Origin of the sequence: Stenotrophomonas sp. SXG-1 (assembly GCF_014083965.1) — a bacterium.
Lineage (GTDB): Bacteria > Pseudomonadota > Gammaproteobacteria > Xanthomonadales > Xanthomonadaceae > Stenotrophomonas > Stenotrophomonas geniculata.
The window spans coordinates 3,331,733-3,350,058 of sequence record NZ_CP046588.1; the positions used below are offsets into that span (position 1 = coordinate 3,331,733).

Annotated in this window: 14 protein-coding genes; 5 read left to right on the forward strand and 9 right to left on the reverse strand. The window is 67.3% G+C overall.

The features are described from left to right. The first annotated feature begins 3 nt into the window (after positions 1-3). Positions 4-654 (forward strand): M23 family metallopeptidase, encoded by a 651-nt coding sequence (locus GOC52_RS15325; protein ID WP_043399075.1) that lies wholly within the window; start codon positions 4-6, stop codon positions 652-654. Here GOC52_RS15325 and GOC52_RS15330 read toward each other — a convergent pair. The 5 genes from GOC52_RS15330 to hflK all read right to left on the reverse strand — a co-directional run bounded on the left by GOC52_RS15330 (position 590) and on the right by hflK (position 5,237). After that, a complete protein-coding gene (locus GOC52_RS15330) occupies positions 590-1,252 on the reverse strand; it encodes a hypothetical protein (protein WP_043399076.1) in 663 nt (220 codons plus the stop codon). The two genes, GOC52_RS15325 and GOC52_RS15330, sit on opposite strands and share 65 nt — an antisense overlap. A 127-nt stretch (positions 1,253-1,379) precedes the next feature. Beyond that, a complete protein-coding gene (locus GOC52_RS15335; RefSeq protein ID WP_005410639.1) occupies positions 1,380-2,672 on the reverse strand; it encodes an adenylosuccinate synthase in 1,293 nt (430 codons plus the stop codon). Positions 2,673-2,989: 317 nt separating this feature from the next. Further along, on the reverse strand, positions 2,990-3,175 hold the full coding sequence (locus tag GOC52_RS15340) for a DUF2065 domain-containing protein (RefSeq protein WP_043399079.1): 186 nt from the start codon (positions 3,173-3,175) through the stop codon (positions 2,990-2,992). 68 nt (positions 3,176-3,243) lie between these two features. Next, on the reverse strand, positions 3,244-4,107 hold the full coding sequence (hflC, locus tag GOC52_RS15345) for a protease modulator HflC (RefSeq protein WP_010482785.1): 864 nt from the start codon (positions 4,105-4,107) through the stop codon (positions 3,244-3,246). Further along, the gene (hflK, locus tag GOC52_RS15350; protein ID WP_043399081.1) at positions 4,104-5,237 is read right to left on the reverse strand and encodes an FtsH protease activity modulator HflK; all 1,134 of its coding nucleotides are present in this window, start codon (positions 5,235-5,237) and stop codon (positions 4,104-4,106) included. The genes hflC and hflK overlap by 4 nt, the downstream gene beginning before the upstream one ends. A 153-nt stretch (positions 5,238-5,390) precedes the next feature. Between hflK and GOC52_RS15355 the strand changes: the two genes are divergently transcribed. Then, complete coding sequence (locus GOC52_RS15355) at positions 5,391-6,386, forward strand: YhdH/YhfP family quinone oxidoreductase (RefSeq protein WP_043399083.1); 996 nt, start codon at positions 5,391-5,393, stop codon at positions 6,384-6,386. Positions 6,387-6,474: 88 nt separating this feature from the next. Beyond that, positions 6,475-6,846, forward strand: coding sequence for a twitching motility response regulator PilH (gene pilH, locus GOC52_RS15360; protein ID WP_005410644.1), 372 nt, complete (start codon positions 6,475-6,477; stop codon positions 6,844-6,846). 88 nt (positions 6,847-6,934) lie between these two features. Here pilH and GOC52_RS15365 read toward each other — a convergent pair whose 3' ends face one another. Continuing rightward, a complete protein-coding gene (locus GOC52_RS15365; protein ID WP_043399085.1) occupies positions 6,935-7,828 on the reverse strand; it encodes a DnaJ C-terminal domain-containing protein in 894 nt (297 codons plus the stop codon). A 261-nt stretch (positions 7,829-8,089) separates the two neighbouring features. Between GOC52_RS15365 and GOC52_RS15370 the strand changes: the two genes are divergently transcribed. Together GOC52_RS15370 and GOC52_RS15375 are read left to right on the forward strand one after the other, a co-directional pair. Continuing rightward, on the forward strand, positions 8,090-8,572 hold the full coding sequence (locus GOC52_RS15370; RefSeq protein ID WP_043399087.1) for a peroxiredoxin: 483 nt from the start codon (positions 8,090-8,092) through the stop codon (positions 8,570-8,572). Between the two features lie 29 nt (positions 8,573-8,601). After that, positions 8,602-9,177, forward strand: a complete 576-nt coding sequence (locus tag GOC52_RS15375) for a ferritin-like domain-containing protein (RefSeq protein ID WP_043399090.1) — start codon at positions 8,602-8,604, stop codon at positions 9,175-9,177. Between the two features lie 154 nt (positions 9,178-9,331). Here the strand turns inward: GOC52_RS15375 and pbpC are convergent, their stop codons facing one another. From pbpC to GOC52_RS15390, 3 genes are all read right to left on the reverse strand, one after another. Beyond that, entirely contained in the window at positions 9,332-11,713 is a 2,382-nt protein-coding gene (gene pbpC, locus GOC52_RS15380; RefSeq protein WP_049454928.1) for a penicillin-binding protein 1C, read from the reverse strand. Positions 11,714-11,762: 49 nt separating this feature from the next. Continuing rightward, positions 11,763-16,670: an alpha-2-macroglobulin family protein gene (locus GOC52_RS15385; protein WP_191849806.1), complete on the reverse strand. Its 4,908-nt coding sequence runs from the start codon at positions 16,668-16,670 to the stop codon at positions 11,763-11,765. Between the two features lie 158 nt (positions 16,671-16,828). Beyond that, entirely contained in the window at positions 16,829-18,289 is a 1,461-nt protein-coding gene (locus tag GOC52_RS15390) for a bifunctional 2-methylcitrate dehydratase/aconitate hydratase (RefSeq protein WP_049435259.1), read from the reverse strand. Positions 18,290-18,326 lie beyond the last annotated feature (37 nt).

Sequence of the window (18,326 nt, forward strand, 5' to 3'; positions counted from 1 at the left end):
CCGATGCGTTTTTCGCAGCTGATCGTGCTGGGCGTGCTGCTGGGTGTGGGACTGGGCTGGTGGCTGCGCCGCGATGCTGGCGAATTCGTGGCCGCGTCCACTCCTGCAGCGCAGCCCAGCGTGGCCACAACGCCGTCGATGCAAGCTGCCGCGCCGCGCGCGACGGCACCGACTGGCATCGACGCAGCCTCGGGCACCCTGCTGCTGCCGGTGCAGGGGGTACTGCCCTCTCAACTGCGCGACACCTTCACCGATGCACGCAGCGAGGGCCGCGTGCACGATGCGATCGACATCATGGCCGATGCCGGTACGCCGGTGCTGGCGGTGGCCGACGGCACGGTGGAGAAGCTGTTCGACAGCAAGCGCGGTGGGCTGACCATCTACCATTTCGAGCCCAGCGGACGCTGGTGCTACTACTACGCGCATCTGCAGCGCTATGCCGATGGCCTGAGCGAAAAGCAGGTGATCAAACGCGGGGATGTGATTGGCTATGTGGGCAGCACTGGTAATGCCAGCGCGGAGGCCCCGCACCTGCATTTCGAAGTACACGTACTGGGGCCGGAGAAGCAGTGGTGGAAGGGGGAATCGATCAATCCGTATCCGCTGCTGAAATCGGCTGCTTCGACGCCCGGCGCTGCCAGCGCCGCAAGGTGAACGTGAACACCGCCAACGCGCCCCCGGGAATCAGCAGGAACAGTGCCGCCACCTTCCAGAAAAAGAACGGCCACAGCCAGACGTAATCCAGGTCGGTCAGCTTCAGCAGGTCCAGCGGGGGCTGCAGTTCGATCACGGCCGCCCTGCCCGCCAGCGCCGGGTCCACCTCCAGTACGGTTACCCGCAGCCATGAGCGTCCGCGTGGCAATGCATCACCGCGGCCATATCCAAAGTAGGACGCCATGAGCCCGCTGGACTCAACCGATGCCAGCCTGCGGTTGATACCCTGCCCGGCCACTCCCGAACGCTCTCCTGCGCGGAAGTCCCCATGATCGGTGGGAGTGTCGATGCGCAGCAGCACTTCAGGGTCAGCCTCAGTACCGTCTGCGGCATACCGCAGGCGCAGCCGCAGTTGGTCATCGATGAAGCGGTAGACCGTCACCTCAGCCGTCGCGCCGGGGCTCAGCAGCAGCGGCAGGGTCTGGGTGCGCGAGGCCAGATGGTTGGCGATGGCGCCGAGCGCCAGAACCGCGCAGGCGATGCCCCACAGGCTCCACAACACCCATAGGGTGATCCGCACCACGGTCTCGCCTTTCACGCTGACATCCTGGTCATCGCTTCGCTTCCTCGCCGGCACTGGCGACACAGTAACGAAAAAGCCCCGCGTTCGCGGGGCTTTTTCTTGCAGCGACGCCAGGCATGGCCCAGCGCTACCGGTCACTCACTCAGGCGAACGGATCCTGCAGGACCATGGTGTGGTCGCGGTCCGGGCCGGTGGAGACGATGCTGATCGGGCAGCCGGCCAGCTCTTCCAGCGAACGCAGGTAGGCACGGGCGGCCGGCGGCAGGTCGTCCCAGTTGGTGATGCCGTGGGTGTTCTCGCTCCAACCCGGGAACTCCAGGTACACCGGGGTGCACTCTTCCCAGCCCTGCGCATCCAGCGGCGCGTACTCGGTGCGCTTGCCGTTGTATTCGTAGGCGATGCAGACCTTCAGCTTTTCCATGCCGTCCAGCACGTCCAGCTTGGTGATGCACAGGCCGCTGATGCCGTTGATGGCCACGGCGCGCTTCAGCGCGACGATGTCCATCCAGCCGCAACGACGCGGACGGCCGGTCGAGGCACCGTACTCGGCGCCGCGGTCACGGATGCCCTGGCCGACTTCGTCGTCCAGCTCGGTCGGGAACGGGCCACCACCGACACGGGTCGCGTAGGCCTTGGCGATGCCCAGCACGTAGTCGATCGAATCGGCGCCGACGCCGGAACCGGCCAGTGCACCGCCGACGGTGGTGTTGGAGCTGGTGACGTACGGGTAGGTGCCGTGGTCGATATCCAGCAGCGCACCCTGCGCACCTTCGAACAGCACGCGCTTACCCTGCTTGCGCAGGTCGTGCAGGATGCCGGCCACGTCGGACTTCATCGGCTGCACGTATTCGCCGAAGGCCAGCGCTTCGTCGAAGGTCTTCTGGAAATCGACCGCATCGGTGTTCAGATACTTGGTCAGCACGAAGTTGTGGTAATCCAGCGCAGTGCGCAGGAGTTCTTCCAGCTGCTTCGGGTAATGCAGGTCGGCGATGCGGATGCCGCGGCGCGCCACCTTGTCTTCGTAGGCCGGGCCGATGCCACGGCCGGTGGTGCCGATCGCCTTGCCGCCGGCGGCGCGCTCGCGCGCCTGGTCCAGGGCGATGTGGTACGGCATGATCAGCGGCGCGGCCGGGGAGATCTTCAGGCGCGAACGCACTTCCACGCCGGAGGCTTCCAGCTCGGCGATTTCCTTCTGCAGCGCGGCCGGCGAGATCACCACGCCGTTGCCGATCAGGCACAGCGCGTCGTCACGCAGGATGCCCGACGGGATCAGGTGCAGGACGGTCTTCTTGCCGTTGATGACCAGAGTGTGGCCGGCGTTGTGGCCGCCCTGGAAGCGCACGACGGCGCCGATTTCCTCAGTGAGCAGATCGACGATCTTGCCCTTGCCTTCATCGCCCCACTGGGCACCAAGCACTACGACAGACTGACCCATGACGGGCTCCTCATATGTTGCGGCCATCGGGGCCGCGGACGGGTAAACCGTGGCGGGGCTGGCCAGCACCTGGAGGGCGGCTCCAAACGGGGAGCAGCCGGCGATGGAAGGCCCAGACACGGAAAAAGCCGAACGGGGAGGCCCGTCCGGCTTTTGTGCATTATCCGGGTTTCCGGGGTCGGGTGCCACCTTTCCGACGGACGGCTTCACCGGCCGGTCAGGCCGGCGTCTCATGTAGAGCCGAGCCCATGCTCGGCTGCCTTCCCGCCGCTGCGCGGCGCCGCCCGAGCATGGGCTCGGACGCTACAGGGCGGGGTTCAGTGCCGCACCCACCACAGCAGGCTCAGGCCGGCCAGCAGCACCAGCCCGCCGAAGCTGCGCAGGGCCGGGCTGGGCAGGTCCAGCAGGCGCTCGGCCATGCGCTTCCAGGCGAACGGGGCGACGAACAGGAACAGGCCTTCCAGCACCGCGATCAGGCAGACGGCGGCGAACAGATCTTTCATGGGGGGACTCCGGAAAAAGCACGGGGCCCGGCGTCTGGCCGGGACCCGTGGGGTAGTGCCCTGCGACCTCAGCGGTCGTTCTTCAGGTACTGCAGGAACGGGTCGTTCTTGTCCAGCACGATCACGCCGTTGCCGTCGGTCATGGAGCCACGGTAGGCCTCCAGGCTGCGGTAGAACGCGTAGAACGAGGGATCGGCCGAGCCGGCCTTGCCGTAGATACGGGCGGCATCGGCATCGCCTTCACCACGCAGGCGCTGGGCATCACGCTCGGCCTCGGCGATCAGCACGGTGCTGTCACGGTCGGCCTGGGCACGGATGGTCAGCGACTGCTCCTCGCCCTCGGCGCGCAGCTTGGCGGCTTCCTGCTTGCGCTGGGCGCGCATGCGCTCGTACACGTCATTGATCACCTGGCTGTCGGTGGGCAGGTCCACCTGCTTGATGCGCAGGTCGATCATCTGCATGCCGAGGCCGGCCACGGCTTCGTTGATTCCCTTCAGCTGCTCGGCGATCAGCTCGCTGCGGTCGCCGGAGACCAGCTGCTGCAGGGTGCGCGAGTTGATCTGGTTGCGCAGCGAGTCGGTGATGATCGGTGCCAGGCGGGCATTGGCGATCCGCGGATCGCCGCCGGTGGCACGGAAGTAGTCACCCACGTTGGAGATGTAGCCGATGGCGAAGAAGTCGACGCTGACGTCCTTCTGCTCGGCGGTGAAGTAACGCGCCGGCGCAGTGTCGAGCACCTGGAAGCGGCGGTCGAAGACCTTCACCGTTTCCACCACCGGCACCTTGAAGTGCAGGCCCGGCTTGATGTCCGAACGCACCACCTTGCCCAGGTTCAGGACCATGGCGGTCTGGTCCTCACGGACCACGTACACCGAGCCGAGCAGGCCCAGCACCACCGCCACGATCACGGCGATCCAGATAGGACTCTTCATCGGCTGCCCTCCTCACGGCCGCTCGGTCGCCCGGTCGGGCGGCCCACCGGCCGGCCCGGATCACGGGAAGCTTCCGCCGCTGCACCCGGCAGCGACGGCATCACCACCTCCGGGTTCGTCACTCCCGGCGGAGCCGAGGTGGTGGGACGGGTATCGCCGGTCATCGGCACGTAGATCAGCTGGCGGCCATCGCCACCGATCACCTTGCGGTTCTCGCTCAGCACCTGCTGCACGGTCTCCAGCCACAGGCGCTTGCGGGTCACTTCCGGAGCGTCCTTGTACTGGGCCTGCAACAGGCTGAAGCGCTGCGCGTCACCCTCGGCCTTGGACACCACGGCCTGCTTGTAGCCTTCGGCGGTGGTACGGGCACGCGAGGCCTGGCCTCGGGCTTCCGGCACGACCTTGGCGGCGTAGGCCTGGGCTTCGTTGATCAGGCGTTCCTTGACCTGCTGGGCGCCATTGACCTCGTCGAAGGCCGGCTTCACTTCTTCCGGCGGACGGGCGTCCTGCAGGGTCAGGCCGGTCACGGTCAGGCCGGTCTTGAACGCCTTCAGCAGCGCCTGCAGGCGCTCTTCGGCGGCCACGGCCAGCGGGCCACGGTTGTTCAGCACGGCGTTGAGGTCGGCGCGGCCGACTTCCTCGCGCACCGCGCTCTGCGCCGACTGCTCCAGCACCTGGTTGGCATCCACGGTGCCGAACAGGTACTGCTGCGGGTCGTCGATGCGGTACTGGACGTTCAGCGAGACGTTGACGATGTTCTCGTCGCGGGTCAGCACCGGCACCTGGATCGAGAAGGTCTTGATCTCGGTGGCATTGACCTTGGTGACCGATTCGATCGGCCACGGCAGCTTGAAGTTCGGGCCGGGCTGCAGGATGCGCGAGAACTGGCCGAAGCGCAGCACCACGCCACGCTGCTGTTCGCCGATCAGCTGGAAGCTGGAGAAGAGCACCAGCAACACCACGGCTGCCACCACCCAACGCACGATGCCACCGTCGAACAGGTCCTTCAGCGGCCCGGGCAGTCCGCCCCAGCCACCACCATTGCCACCGCCGCGCGACCCGAAGGGCCCGCGTCGATTGTCCTCGGGGCCTTGTCCGCCCTTGTTGCCGCCGGGTGTATTCCAGGCCATGCACGCTCCATCAAGATGTGGGCTGCGGCGCGGGCCCTTCCCGCACCGCCAGCCGTGAAACCATCACCGATCATACAAGATGGGGCGGATCGGCAGGATCGAAAGGGGGGCAACGGGGTAAGGTGGCGTTTTCCTCGAAGTCAGGCAACGCCGATGGCCCCCACCACCCCGTTCACCGCCTTCCGCATCGAAAACGACGACGCCGGCTACCGCAGCGGCCTTGCCCAGCTCCGGATCGACGACCTCAACCCCGGCCAGGTGCTGATCCGCGCCCACTGGTCCTCGGTCAACTACAAGGATGCCCTTGCCGGTACCGGCAAGGGGAAAATCCTGCGCCGCTTCCCGCTCGTGGGCGGCATCGACGTGGCCGGTACCGTGGTCGCCAGCTCCGACCCGGACTGGCGTGAAGGCGATGCGGTGCTGGCCACCGGCTGCGGCCTCAGCGAGACCCGTGATGGCGGCTACAGCCAGTACGTGCGGCTGGAATCGCGCGCGGTGATCGCCCAGCCGGCCGGGCTGACCCCGCGCGAAGCGATGGTGCTGGGCACCGCCGGCTTCACTGCGGCGCTGGCCCTGCTGCGCATGCAGGACAACCGGCAGACCCCGGAACTCGGCCCGCTGGCAGTCACCGGTGCCAGCGGCGGCGTCGGTGCGCTGGCGCTGTCGATCTTCAGCCGTGCCGGCTACAGCGTGCACGCGGTCAGCGGCAAGCAGGACCAGGCCGATTTCCTGCGCAGCATCGGCGCCACCGAGGTACTGCCACGCGACGCGCTGGCCGATACCGGCCCGCTGCAGTCGGCGCGCTTCGGCGGTGGCCTCGACAATGCCGGAGGCGACATGCTGGCCAGCCTGCTGGCGCAGACCGTGCCCTACGGCAGCGTGGTCAGTGCCGGTCTGGCCGCAAGCCCGACGCTGGACATGACCGTGATGCCGTTCATCCTGCGCGGTGTCTCGCTGCTGGGGGTGTCCTCGGCCAATGCGCCGCGCGGGCTGCGCGAAGAGGTGTGGTCGCGACTGGGCAGTGACTGGAAGCCGCAGCACCTGGACCGCATCTGCACTGCCGAAGTCGGCCTGGATGGCCTGCCCGCCGTGTTCCAGCGGATGCTGGCCGGCGGCTCGCTGGGGCGCACGGTGGTGCGGATCGACTGAACGTCGCAGGCAGGCGACGGACGGCAGACGCGCCCCTCCCGCCGGTAATGTGCCCGCACTACACTGCGGGCATTACATGGGGAACAACATGGCACGCATTCTGATCGTCGACGACTCACCGTCGCAGCTGTTGGGGATACAGCGCATCGTCGAGAAGCTCGGGCACCAGATCCTGACCGCCACCGATGGCGCCGCCGGGGTCGAAACCGCCAAGGCCGAGCTGCCCGACCTGGTCCTGATGGACGTGGTGATGCCCAACCTCAATGGCTTCCAGGCCACCCGCACCCTCGCCCGCGACGAGGCGACCCGGCACATTCCGGTGATCCTGGTGACCACCAAGGACCAGGACACCGACCGCATGTGGGGCATGCGCCAGGGCGCCAAGGCCTACATCACCAAGCCGTTCTCGGAAGATGAACTGTCCGAGGTGCTGGAACGGGTGTTCGCCGGGCAGGGCTGAAACATTCCGGTGGGTGCCAACCTTGGTTGGCACGCCTTGAACGGCCGAAAGGCGTGTGGACCGAGGTCCACACCCACCAGAATCGATCTCAGATCGTTTCGCCAAACGCCTTGGCCAGGTTCCGATAGGCCTTCTTCTGCGCCTCGTCGGTCGCAGCCGGGGCCACGATCTCGATTTCGACGATCTGGTCGCCATCCGGATTGCCCGGCAGACCACGGCCACGCAGGCGCAGCTTGCGCCCGGCATCGGAATCGGCCGGAATCTTCAGCTCCACCGCACCGCCCAGGGTCGGCACGCTGATGCTGGTCCCCAACGCGGCCTGCCACGGTGTGACCGGCAGCGTATAGAGGATGTTGCGGCCATCGACCTCGAACTGCGGGTGCGCGGCGTATTCCACTTCCAGCAGCAGGTTGCCGCCATGGTTGCCCTGCCCTGCCAGGCGGATCACCTGGCCCGGGCGGATGCCCTTGGGCACGCGCACGTCCAGCTGCTTGCCGTTGACGGTGATGCGCAGGCTGTCACCGTTGTAGGCCGCCTCCAGCGGTACCGACAGCTTGGCGCGGGTATCGCGATTGGGCGCATGGCCCTGGCTGCTGAAGCCCGGCCCCGGACCAGCGCCGCCACCGCCACGCTGGCGCGCGAACAGGCTTTCGAAGAAGTCGCTGAAGCCGCCGTTGGGGCCGCCGCCGCCGAACACTTCCTCGAAATTGAACCCCCCGGCGCCGCCGTAGTTCGGCGGCACGTTGAACTCCTCGCCCGGGCGATAGCCCTGCGCGCGCAGCTGGTCGTAGGCCGCGCGCTTCTCCGGGTCGCGCAGCGCCTCATAGGCCTCGTTGACCGCCTTGAACTTGTCTTCGGCCCCGGCCTCCTTGCTGACGTCCGGGTGGTACTTGCGTGCCAGCCGGCGGTAGGCGGTCTTGATCTCCGCCTCGCCCGCGCTCGGTTCCACCCCCAGGGTGGCGTAGTAATCCTTGAATTCCATCCAGCTACCTCGATTCGCTTCGGCCGCGCCGGTGGCGCCGCCCCGGGTTCATTCTACGCGCCGGCGATGCTACGCCGGGCCTCGTGCGGCGCCGGTGAGGCCGACTGATCCTGCGCAATGCGGCTGCCATCCCCATGCCCCACGCTGTGGCTGGAAGCCCCTGCCGCAAAGCCCGAAGATGGGGCCTGCACGCAGGTTTTCCAATGTCTTGACGCCCCTGTCCCATCCGGCCCACTAGCCTGCCCCAGCAAGGAGTTCCCCATGACCATCCATGTCGGCGACCGCATTCCGGAAGTGACCCTCAAGCGCATCCGCGAGGGCATCGAAACACTCGATACGCATTCGCTGTTCGATGCGCGCAAGGTGGTGCTGTTCGCCGTGCCCGGCGCGTTCACCCCGACCTGCTCGGCGCGCCACCTGCCCGGCTACGTCGAGAAATTCCAGGACTTCCGCCAGCGCGGCATCGATGTTTACTGCATGGCCGTCAACGACCCGTTCGTGATGAAGGCCTGGGCTGCCGACCAGAGCGTGCCCGACGGCCTGCTGATGCTCTCCGACGGCAACGCCGAACTGACCCGCGCGCTCGGCCTTGAGCTCGACGCCAGCGCCTCGGGCATGGGCATCCGCTCGCGCCGCTTCGCGCTGTACGTGGTCGATGGCGTGGTGCGTGCGGCCTGGGTCGAACAGCCGGGCCAGTTCGAAGTCTCTTCAGCCGAGTACGTGCTGGAGCACCTGCCCACCTGATCTTCCACCGCAAGAGGAAACGGCCAGCCATGTCCAGCAAGCCAGCCAAAGCCACAAAGCCTGCCGCAAAGGTTCCCGGCATCAGCGACCGCAAGACCCTGCGCGAACGCGCCCGGCGCAACATCGAAGATGGTGCGATCACCGACAGCTACAATGCCGACCGCGAGGCAGTGATCAAGCTGCTCAACGACGCGTTGGCCACCGAGTACGTGTGCGTGCTGCGCTACTACCGGCACTTTTTCATGGCCAAGGGCATGCTGGCCGACGCGGTCAAGGCCGAGTTCCTGGAGCACGCACAGCAGGAGCAGGCACACGCCGGCAAGCTGGCCGAGCGCATCGTCCAGCTCGGCGGCGAGCCCGATTTAAACCCGGATACGCTAACCGCGCGCTCGCACGCCGAGTACAAGGAAGGCAGCGACCTGCGCGACATGGTGCGCGAGAACCTGGTGGCCGAACGCATTGCCATCGACAGCTACCGCGAAATGATCAACTTCATCGGCGACCGCGACACCACCACCAAACGCATCCTCGAAGAGATCCTGGCGCAGGAAGAAGAACACGCCGACGAATTCGCCGACCTGCTGGATGGGTGGATCGGGGAATAGCGGTTACGCCACACGCTCGCTGCCATCTGCCGCGTTGTAGAGCCGAGCCCATGCTCGGCTGACTGCACCACGCACGTCACAAGAGCAGCCGAGCATGGGCTCGGCTCTACAACAGCGTCGCAAATATACGGAAAGCGGCGACCAAGGTCGGCACCTACCGCAGCACGTTGAACCGTACCTGGGTCCACGCGCCATCTGCCGCCAGCGCGGTCAGGGTGTGTGCTCCCGGATCGGCGAACTCGCGCTGCATCAACTGCGCGCCGTGGGTCTGCGCAATCCAGCGTCCATCCAGCAACCAGTCCACCGCCTGCTCGCTGCCCAGCGCGCGCAGCTGCAGGCGTACGCCATGTTCGGCGTTGGGTGCACGCGCCAGTGCTGCGCCATCATTGAGGCCATCGATGTGCAACGCGACACTGGCCTCACGCCCATCGTCGCGGCAGTCAGGCGATAGCGCTGGCAATTGCGAGGCCTCGCGCGTGGCCTTGGACAACCACGGCGACAACAGCGCCGGCCAGCGCGCGATCTCACGCGCGACTTCCTCATGCGGCAAACGGCAATCAGCGGAGACACGCAGACCGGTCCGCGCATCGGCCAGGTAGCGCTGCCGCCCCGGCTGCCAGCGCCGCGCCTCGCGCTCGGGGAAGGTCGGTGGTGCTGCACCGTCCAGCAGGTAGGCCTGCATCCTGCGCTGGCAGAGCGCAGCTGGCAGTCCCTCGGCACGTTCGCCGGTCGGCCAGCAGATGTCTTCCTGGCTGACACTGGCCGGCATTGGCGCAGCAGCGGAATCGCCACGCTGGCGCGGCAGGCTGTCCACCACTTCGAACATCAGCGGCAGTGCGGTAACCGCACCATACTGGCCCGGCAACGGCGTGCCGTCTGGTCGCCCCACCCACACGCCCACTGTGTAGTGACGGGTACTGCCGATGGCCCACGCATCGCGGTACCCGTAACTGGTGCCGGTCTTCCACGCCACACGCGGGCGGCCACCGACATCGAACGTCCCGACGCCATAGCCCGGCCGCGGATTCGATTCCAGCATCTCGCGGACGATCCAGCTTGCGCCGGGCGAAGCGAGGCGCCGCTCGATCATTGGCTCATCGTCGGTGTAACGCACGCGCCCGGCGATGCCATTGCGGTTGAGCGCGGCGAACGCGCCGACCAGGTCTTCCAACCGCGCGCCGGTGCCGCCCAGGATCAGCGACAGATTAGGCGTGCTGCCCGGCGGGAAACGCAGCTGGATGCCGGAGTGCGACAGGCGAGCGGCGAAACGCGCAGCACCGACCCGTTGCAGCAGATCTACCGAGGGTACGTTGAGCGACAGGCGCAATGCACTGGAAGCGCCGATCGGTCCGTTGAAGGCCATGTCGAAGTTGCCGGGGCGGTAACTGCCGAAACTCTGCGGCGCATCCACCAGCAGGCTTTCCGAATGGATCAGGCCGTCATCCAGTGCCATCGCATACAGGAACGGCTTGAGCGTGGACCCCGGCGAGCGCCAGGCCTGCACCATGTCCACGTGCCCCAGCCGCTGGCGGTCACCGAACGCCAGCGTGCCCACATAGGCACGTGCCTGCAGGGTCTGGTTGTCGACCACCAGCAGGGCGGACGAGGTGCGTTCGGGCAGCGTCGAGAAGTAGCTGGCCACGCGCTCTTCCAGCGTGCGCTGCAGGCCGATATCAATGCTGCTCTGGATGCGCGCTTTGCCCGGCTGCGCTGAATGCAGCCGCTGCGCCAGCAGTGCCGCATGCAGCGGCGGCCGCAGCGAGCGCGCCACCACGTTCTCGATGCGCGCGTCCTCCACTTCCTCCGGCGTCCACGCACCCAGTTCGGCCATGCGTGACAGCACCTTGTCGCGCGCCTTCTGCGCCGCTTCCGGATGGCGGTCCGGGCGCAGCCGGCTTGGCGCCTGCGGCAGCACCGCCAGCAACGCGGCCTCGGCATGCGACAGCTGCGCCGCCGGCTTGCCCAGGTAGGCCCAGCTGGCCGCTTCCACGCCCTCGATGGTGCCGCCGTAAGGCGCGCGCTCCAGATACAGGGCCAGGATCTGCTGCTTGCTCAGATGCACTTCCAGCTGCACCGCGCGCAGCATCTGCTTGAGCTTTCCCCAAGGCGTGCGCGTATGCGGGTCGAGGATGCGGGCAACCTGCATGGTCAGGGTCGAGCCACCGGACACGATGCGGCCGCCGCGCAGCAACTGGCCGCTGGCACGCAGGATCGCCAGCGGGTTGATGCCAGGATGGCGCCAGAACCAGCGGTCTTCGTAGGTCAGCAACGCCTGCAGGTACAGCGGCGAGACGCTGTCGATCGAAGCCGGATAGCGCCACACGCCCTCGGCATCGGCAAAGGCACGCAGCGGCGTGCCGTCGGCGGCCACCACCAGGGTGCTGGTATCACGCTGCTTCGGCAGCGGCGGCGGGAAAGCGAAGTCCAGCACCAGCAGCAGCGCCAGCGAGGCGGCCGTGCCCCAGCGCAACCACGGCCACAGCGGCCGCAGCCGGCGGCGCAGGGCCGCCAGCCGGGTCTTCATTGCGTCATTCATTGCGAATTGCCATCAGGACGGGCCGCGCCGTCGCGGCCCGTCCGCGCGGTCACGGCTGTACCACCGTGATCGTGGTCGGGTTGCTGCGGCCGACGCCGCGCAGCTGCGGCCGGTACATGTCCTCCACCAGCGGCGGCGGCACCGAGTAGGTTCCCGGGGTCACCGCGCGTACCAGGTAGAACACGTTGGCCTTGCTGCCACGCGACAGCTTCAGCGCAGCCACGTAGCGGTCGTCGCGGAACTCCTCGTGCTTGGTATCGGCGGCTTCACCACGATCGCTGATGGTGATGCCATCGACCACCACGTCGGCCCACTGCTTGGCGTCGCCCAGGTTGAAGTTCTCGATCTCCAGGCCGGCCGGCAGCAGGTCGGTCAGCAGTGCATCGGGCATCGTGGTGTCAGCGGTGACGGTGACGCGCACGATAAGCGCTTCGCCTTCCTTCAGCGGGCGCGGCGTCCACGGCTTGCCATCGGTACCGTAGTAGCTGCGCTCGACGCCCAGCACGCTGTTGTCCGGCGCCGGTGCGCTGCGCGGGATGCCGGCCACGTCGATGCTGGCGAACATCGGCGGCTGGCCCTGCGGGGTGAAGCGCACGCCGCTGGCCAGTTCGCTGGCGCTGAAGTTGCGGCCGAACAGCTTGCGCTCACTGATCGCCTCGGTGCTGCCACCGATCACCAGCTCACCGGCCACCAGCGCCTTCTGATTGGCAGCCAGCGCCTTGCCGAGGCGGGCAATCGCCACCTGTTCCTGCGTGCTCAGCCACATCCAGCCGGCATTTCGGCGCGCATCCAGGCCACGGCCGAGATCGACCGCACGCGCATCCCAGGCTGGCTTGGCCAGCTTGTTCTCGTGCGTCAGCGCGATCATCAGCGCGTCATCGCGGATCGCGCTGCCGTAATCGCCGAAGTACGACGGGCGTTCGCTGCTGGACTTGGCGAAGGCCGCGGCCAGCGCCGCTTGGCCGCGCTTGGCATCACCCTGCAGCGACAGCGCCACGCCCAGGTGGACCAGCGACAGGCCACCGACCGCCTTGCTGCGCTCGTTGTCGTACAGCGTGCGCAGGGTACCCAGCGGCGCACGGTTGACCCGTGCCAGCACGTAGCCCGAATACGCCTGGTTGGCGAACTTCAGCTTCTCGCGGTCGTCCTGGCCGTAGAACTGGTTGCCGCCGGACAGCAGATCCTCGCTCAGGCGGTTGAGCGCCTTCTGCAGCACGTTGTCGGGCACCGCAAAACCGGCGTCCTTGGCATCGAGCAGGAACTCGGTGATGTACGGGGTCAGCCACGGGTTCACGTAGCCGTCGTCACCCCACATCGAGAAGTTGCCATTGGCCACCTGCATCGACGCCAGGCGACCGAACGCGCCTTCCATGCGCTCGCGGCGGGACTTGGCATCCAGCCCGTCAGCACCGAGCATCGACGACGTCGCCTGGTCCAGGATCAGCGCAGCGTAGCCCTTGCTGGTGGTCTGCTCGGCGCAGCCGTACGGGTAGTTCAGCGCGCCCTGCAGTGCGCTGGCGAACGGGATCGGCGGCAGCGGGCTGACCAGCAGGCGGGCATTCACCGACTCGGACATCAGGCCATCGGTCAGGCTGTTGTCGAGGCTGACCGCGGCCAGCGGATCCAGCGTGCGCACCTGCGAACGCAGCACCTGCGGCCACGCCGCACGCACCGGCAGGTCGTAGCGGCGATCGGCCTTGAAGCCGTTGCCATCCACGCGCACCCGCACCTTGGCTACGCTGTGGCCCTCGCGTGCGGACAACGGGAAGCTCAACGTGGTCTTGGCATCGGCATTCAACTGCACGCTGCGGCTGCCCTCGCCCAGGTTCAGCGGGCCCTCGCTTTCCACCTTCACGTTGAACTGGCCCGGCTTGCCGGTGAAGTTCTGCACGTCCAGGGTCACGGTGCTGCGGTCGCCCGGGGCCAGCACGCGCGGCATGCTGGCTTCGGCCAGGATCGGCGCGCGCACAATGGTTTCCACGTCACGCTTGCCGTACTGGTCATCGCTGTAGACCAGCGCCGACACGCGCAGGGTGCCGTTGAAGTCCGGCACCTTCAGGCGGATGCGGGCATTGCCCTTGGCATCCAGCTGCACCGGGCCGGAGAACAGGTCCACGGTCTGCACGCGCGCGGTCGGGCGCTTGGCCTGCGGCAACGCCTGCAGCGCCATGTCGCCACCGAACTTCAGCTTGCCGCTGCTGCCGTCGAAGCTCTCGATCACCCGGCTGTAGATGTCGTAGGCATCGATGCCGAGGCGACGCTGGGCGAAGAAGTGCGCGCCGGCGTCGGGCACCGGGAAGCGGGTGATGTTGAGGATGCCCACGTCCACCGCCGAGACGGTGACATGCGCCGTCTTGCCGGCCAGCTGCGGCGCGCTGACCGTCACCGGCAGGTCCTGCTCCGGGCGCATCTGCTTGGGCGCGACCAGGCCGACGGCCACGGTGCGACCCTTGCGGTCCATCGGCACGTGCACCACACCCACGGCGCGGGCCGGGGTGATCTTGCTCGGCGCACTGCCGCCACGGAACACCAGCGCGGTGATGTAGACGTCGTGGCGTTCCCAGTCGGCGGTGACCGGAATCTTGAAGGTCGACCCCGGCTTGGCGTCGATGTCCTGCACGTACAGCATGCGGTCGGTCTCGACCATCAGGATGCCCTTGCCGGCGTGCGGCGGGGTCACCGTCACCTCGAGCGTGTCGCCTGCCTTGTAGCCGGTCTTGTCCAGGCCCAGCTTGATCTTGTCAGGGCGCGCGTCCAGGCCACGGTTGTCATCACCCCAGCTCCAGCCCGCACGGAAGGGATAACGGCTGGTCAGGCCGGTGGTCGGATCGAACACGTCCACCCGGTACTCGCCCCACTCTACCAGGAAATCAAAGGCGACCGCGCTGCTGCCGGCATCGACGGTGCGCGTTTCCTTGTTCTCGAAACGGCGGGTGAAGTCGTAGTCCCAGCGGTTGTCGTTGAAGGTCCAGTGGTAATCGCGCAGCTCGCGCACCAGGGTGATCTTCAGACCCTTGGCCGGCTGTGGCTTGCCCGCCGCGTCCACGCGCATCAGCTCGAAGCGCGCATTGCCGTTGGCATCGGCGCCGTCTTCGGGGTTGAACAGCGGGCGCACGCCCACCAGCGCATTGGCCGGCCACATCACCCGCTTCAGGGTACGGGTGACGGTGCGGCCGCCGGTCTCGTACAGGCTGCCGGACAGCACCACGGCAATCGGTGCCTTGGCCTTGGCCGCCTCCTCCGGCAACGCCACGTCCTCGCGCAGCTGGCCATTGGCCGGCAGCGTGGTGTCGATCACGTCCTTGGCTTCGCGCGGCAGCTGCAGGGTCGGGTCACCGAAGAAGTAGCCCGGCAGGCCCTCCACCGGCTGCTGCTCGGCCGCCACTGCCATGCGCGCGGTGAAGCGGTTGCCATCGGCCGGCGCACCATACAGGTAGGCACCATTGGCCTGCAGGCGCAGGTCCTCACCCGGCTTCAGCGTCTTCTGCGCGCTGTCTAGGTCCAGCTTCATGCGCTCGGGCAGGAACTCCTCGATGCGCAGGGTCATGCCCTGGATCGCTTCCTTGCTGGCCGGGTCGGTGCGGAACTCGACCTGCCAGCGCCCGGTCGGCGCCTCGGCGGGGATCACCTGCTCGAAATTGATGTAGCCCTGGTCACCCGGCTGCAGGCGGGTCTCGCGGAAGGTCTTGCCGTCGGGCTGCTTCAGGCGCAGGAACACCGGTTGCGCCTTGACCGGCTTGCCATCGTTGTCACGCAGCAGCGCGGACAGGCGCACGGTCTCGCCCGGGCGATACAGGTCGCGTCCGGACCAGGCATAGACATCGAACCAAGCGTTGTCACGGCCGGCCACGGCGAATTCGCTCAGGTCCAGCGCCGGTTGGTTGAACGGCAGGAAGCTGGTGTCCTTGCCGGTGCTGGCGACCAGCACGTGGGTTGCATCCAGGGTGTAGTTCAGCAGCGCATTGCCATTGCCGTCGGTGCTGCCTTTCAGCACCACCTCGCCCTTGGCATCGAGAACCCGCAGGTCGATGCCCTTCAGCGGTGCGCCGTCCTTGAGGCCGGCGGTGTGCACGAACAGCTTGTCCTTGTAGGCGCGGGTATGCAGACCGATGTCGCTGACCGAGAAGAACGCGGTATCGAACTCGCCCTCGTAGTCACCGGTGCGCTTGAGCAGGGCGAAGTACAGGCCCGGCTCCTGCAGTTCCTTGATGTCCTGGGTCGGCAGGTAGGTCAGCACCCGCTCGTTCTGCTTGCCGCCCAGGATGAAGCGGTTGACGTAGACCGGCTCGGCCAGCTTGTTGATCGGGCTGCGCTCGTAGTCGCTGCTCAGCTCCCAGCTGCCACGGCGGCCGCCGCGCTGGTACTGGCTGAAGAAGGTCGGCAGGTCCTTCTCGCGCACGCGCAGGAACTCGACATCGACCTCCGGCACGTTCACCGACACCACCGGCAGGCCACGGCTGTCCTTGGCCGGCAGCACGCTGCCCTGCGAGGCGAAGCCGACCACCGGCTTCAGCTCGCCGCTGAACACCTTCTGCTTCAGTTCCTTGCCCAGCCGGCTGCCATCGGCGGCCAGCAGGTCCGGCGAGACCACCAGGCTGAACTCCTTGCCGGCCTCGACGAACGGGTAGCGCAGGGTCAGGCCGTCATCGGACAGCGTCCAGCTGCTGTCGTCGGTGCCGACCTTTTCCTCGAAGCGCACCAGTTTGTCGAAATCCTGGGTGCCGACCAGCGGGCGCGAGAACTCCAGCGCCAGCGACAAGCCGTCATTCTTCTGGTCCGGGTAGGCACGCAGCAGGGTGAACTCCTTCACCTGCTCGGCCTTGGTGGTGATGGCTTCACCGCTGGCCTTGGGCAGCTGCCCGCTGTCGTTGCGGCAGCCGGCCAGGCCCAGCAACAGGCCTCCTGCCAGTACAGCCGCCGCCCATCCCCACCGCTTCCGCCGTGCCGGACCGCTCATGTCGTCACTCCTTGATCGAGGTGGTCATTATAGGCAGGCCGCGTCAAGGTGTTGACGCCCCGGCGGTCGGAAACCCGGTCCCGCCCGGGACCCGGTAGCCGCCAACCTTGGTTGGCGCCCCCCCATGCCAACCAAGGTTGGCATCTACCAGAGCGCCCTCACCCCGGCAGGTACAGGTCCACGTAGTCGGTCACCGGCATCGCCGCCAGCGCCACCGGGTCCAGCGAAGCGGCCCAGATGCGCTGCTGCTGGGCGGTCGGGAAGCGATGGGCCAGGTGCCGGCGGAACTTGTCCATCAGCAGCGGAATGCCTTCCTCGCGGCGTCGGGCGTGGCCAAGCGGGTATTCCACCAGTACCTCCGGCAATTCGCTGCCGTCGGTAAAGCGCACGCTCAGGCCGTTGGCGATGCTGCGCTTGTCCGGATCCAGATAATCCGCGCTGAGCTGCGGGTCTTCATGGCAGGCCATCTTCGCGCGCAGCGCATCAATGCGCGGATCGGCGGCAACGTCGTCCTCGTAATCCTCGGCCACCAGCCGCCCGTGCAGCAACGCGATGGCGACCATGTACTGCACGCAGTGATCGCGGTCGGCCGGGTTATGCAACGGCCCCTGCTTGTCGATGATGCGGATGCAGGCTTCCTGGGTGCGGATGGCGATGTGCGCGATGTCCTCGGCCCGCCGTCCCATCGCGCGCAGCTGCTGGTGCAGCGTGACCGCCGCCTCCACTGCGGTCTGGCCGTGGAACTCGGCCGGGTAACTGATCTTGAACAGCACGTTCTCCATCACATAGCTGCCCAGCGGTCGCCCCAGCGTCAGTGCCTGACCGTGCATGGATACAGCCTCGAAGCCCCAGGTCGGCGCGCTCAGCACGCTGGGGTAGCCCATCTCGCCGCTGGCTGCCATCAGCGCCAGACGCACGCCACGACTGGTCGCATCGCCAGCGGCCCAGCTCTTGCGCGAGCCGGTATTGGGCGCGTGCCGGTAGGTACGCAGCGCCTGGCCATCGACCCAGGCCAGCGACACTGCATTGAGCATGCGTTCGCGGTCCAGGCCGAGCAGCTGCGCGACCACGGCGGTGGTGGCCACCTTGACCAGCACCACATGGTCCAGCCCGACGCGGTTGAAGGAATTCTGCAGGGCCAGCACGCCCTGGATCTCGTGCGCCTTGATCATCGCCAGCAGCACGTCGTGCACGGTCGGCGGCGGACGACGCAGGGCCTGCGCGTTGCGCCCCAGCCAATCAAGGACGGCAAGGATGCCGCCCAGGTTGTCCGATGGATGGCCCCATTCGGCGGCCAGCCAGGTGTCGTTGAAATCGAGCCAGCGCACCATTGCGCCGATGTTGAAGGCGGCCTGCACCGGGTCCAGCACGTAGTGCGTGCCCGGTACGCGCGCGCCGTTGACCACGCTGATGCCCGGAACCAGTGGGCCGAGCAGTTTGCTGCAGGCCGGGAAGGATAGCGCTTCCAGGCCGCAGCCCAGCGTATCAAGCAGGCAGTGATGCGCGGTCTGGAACGCCAGCGGTGAGTCGATGCGGGCGTCACGCACGTAATCGACGATATCCACCAGCAGCGCATCCCACGCTGCACGCTCGTTGGATGGGGTGTGGTTGTCGGACATCGTCGATCTCCTCGTTGCGGTGCGCAGTTGCCCGCGC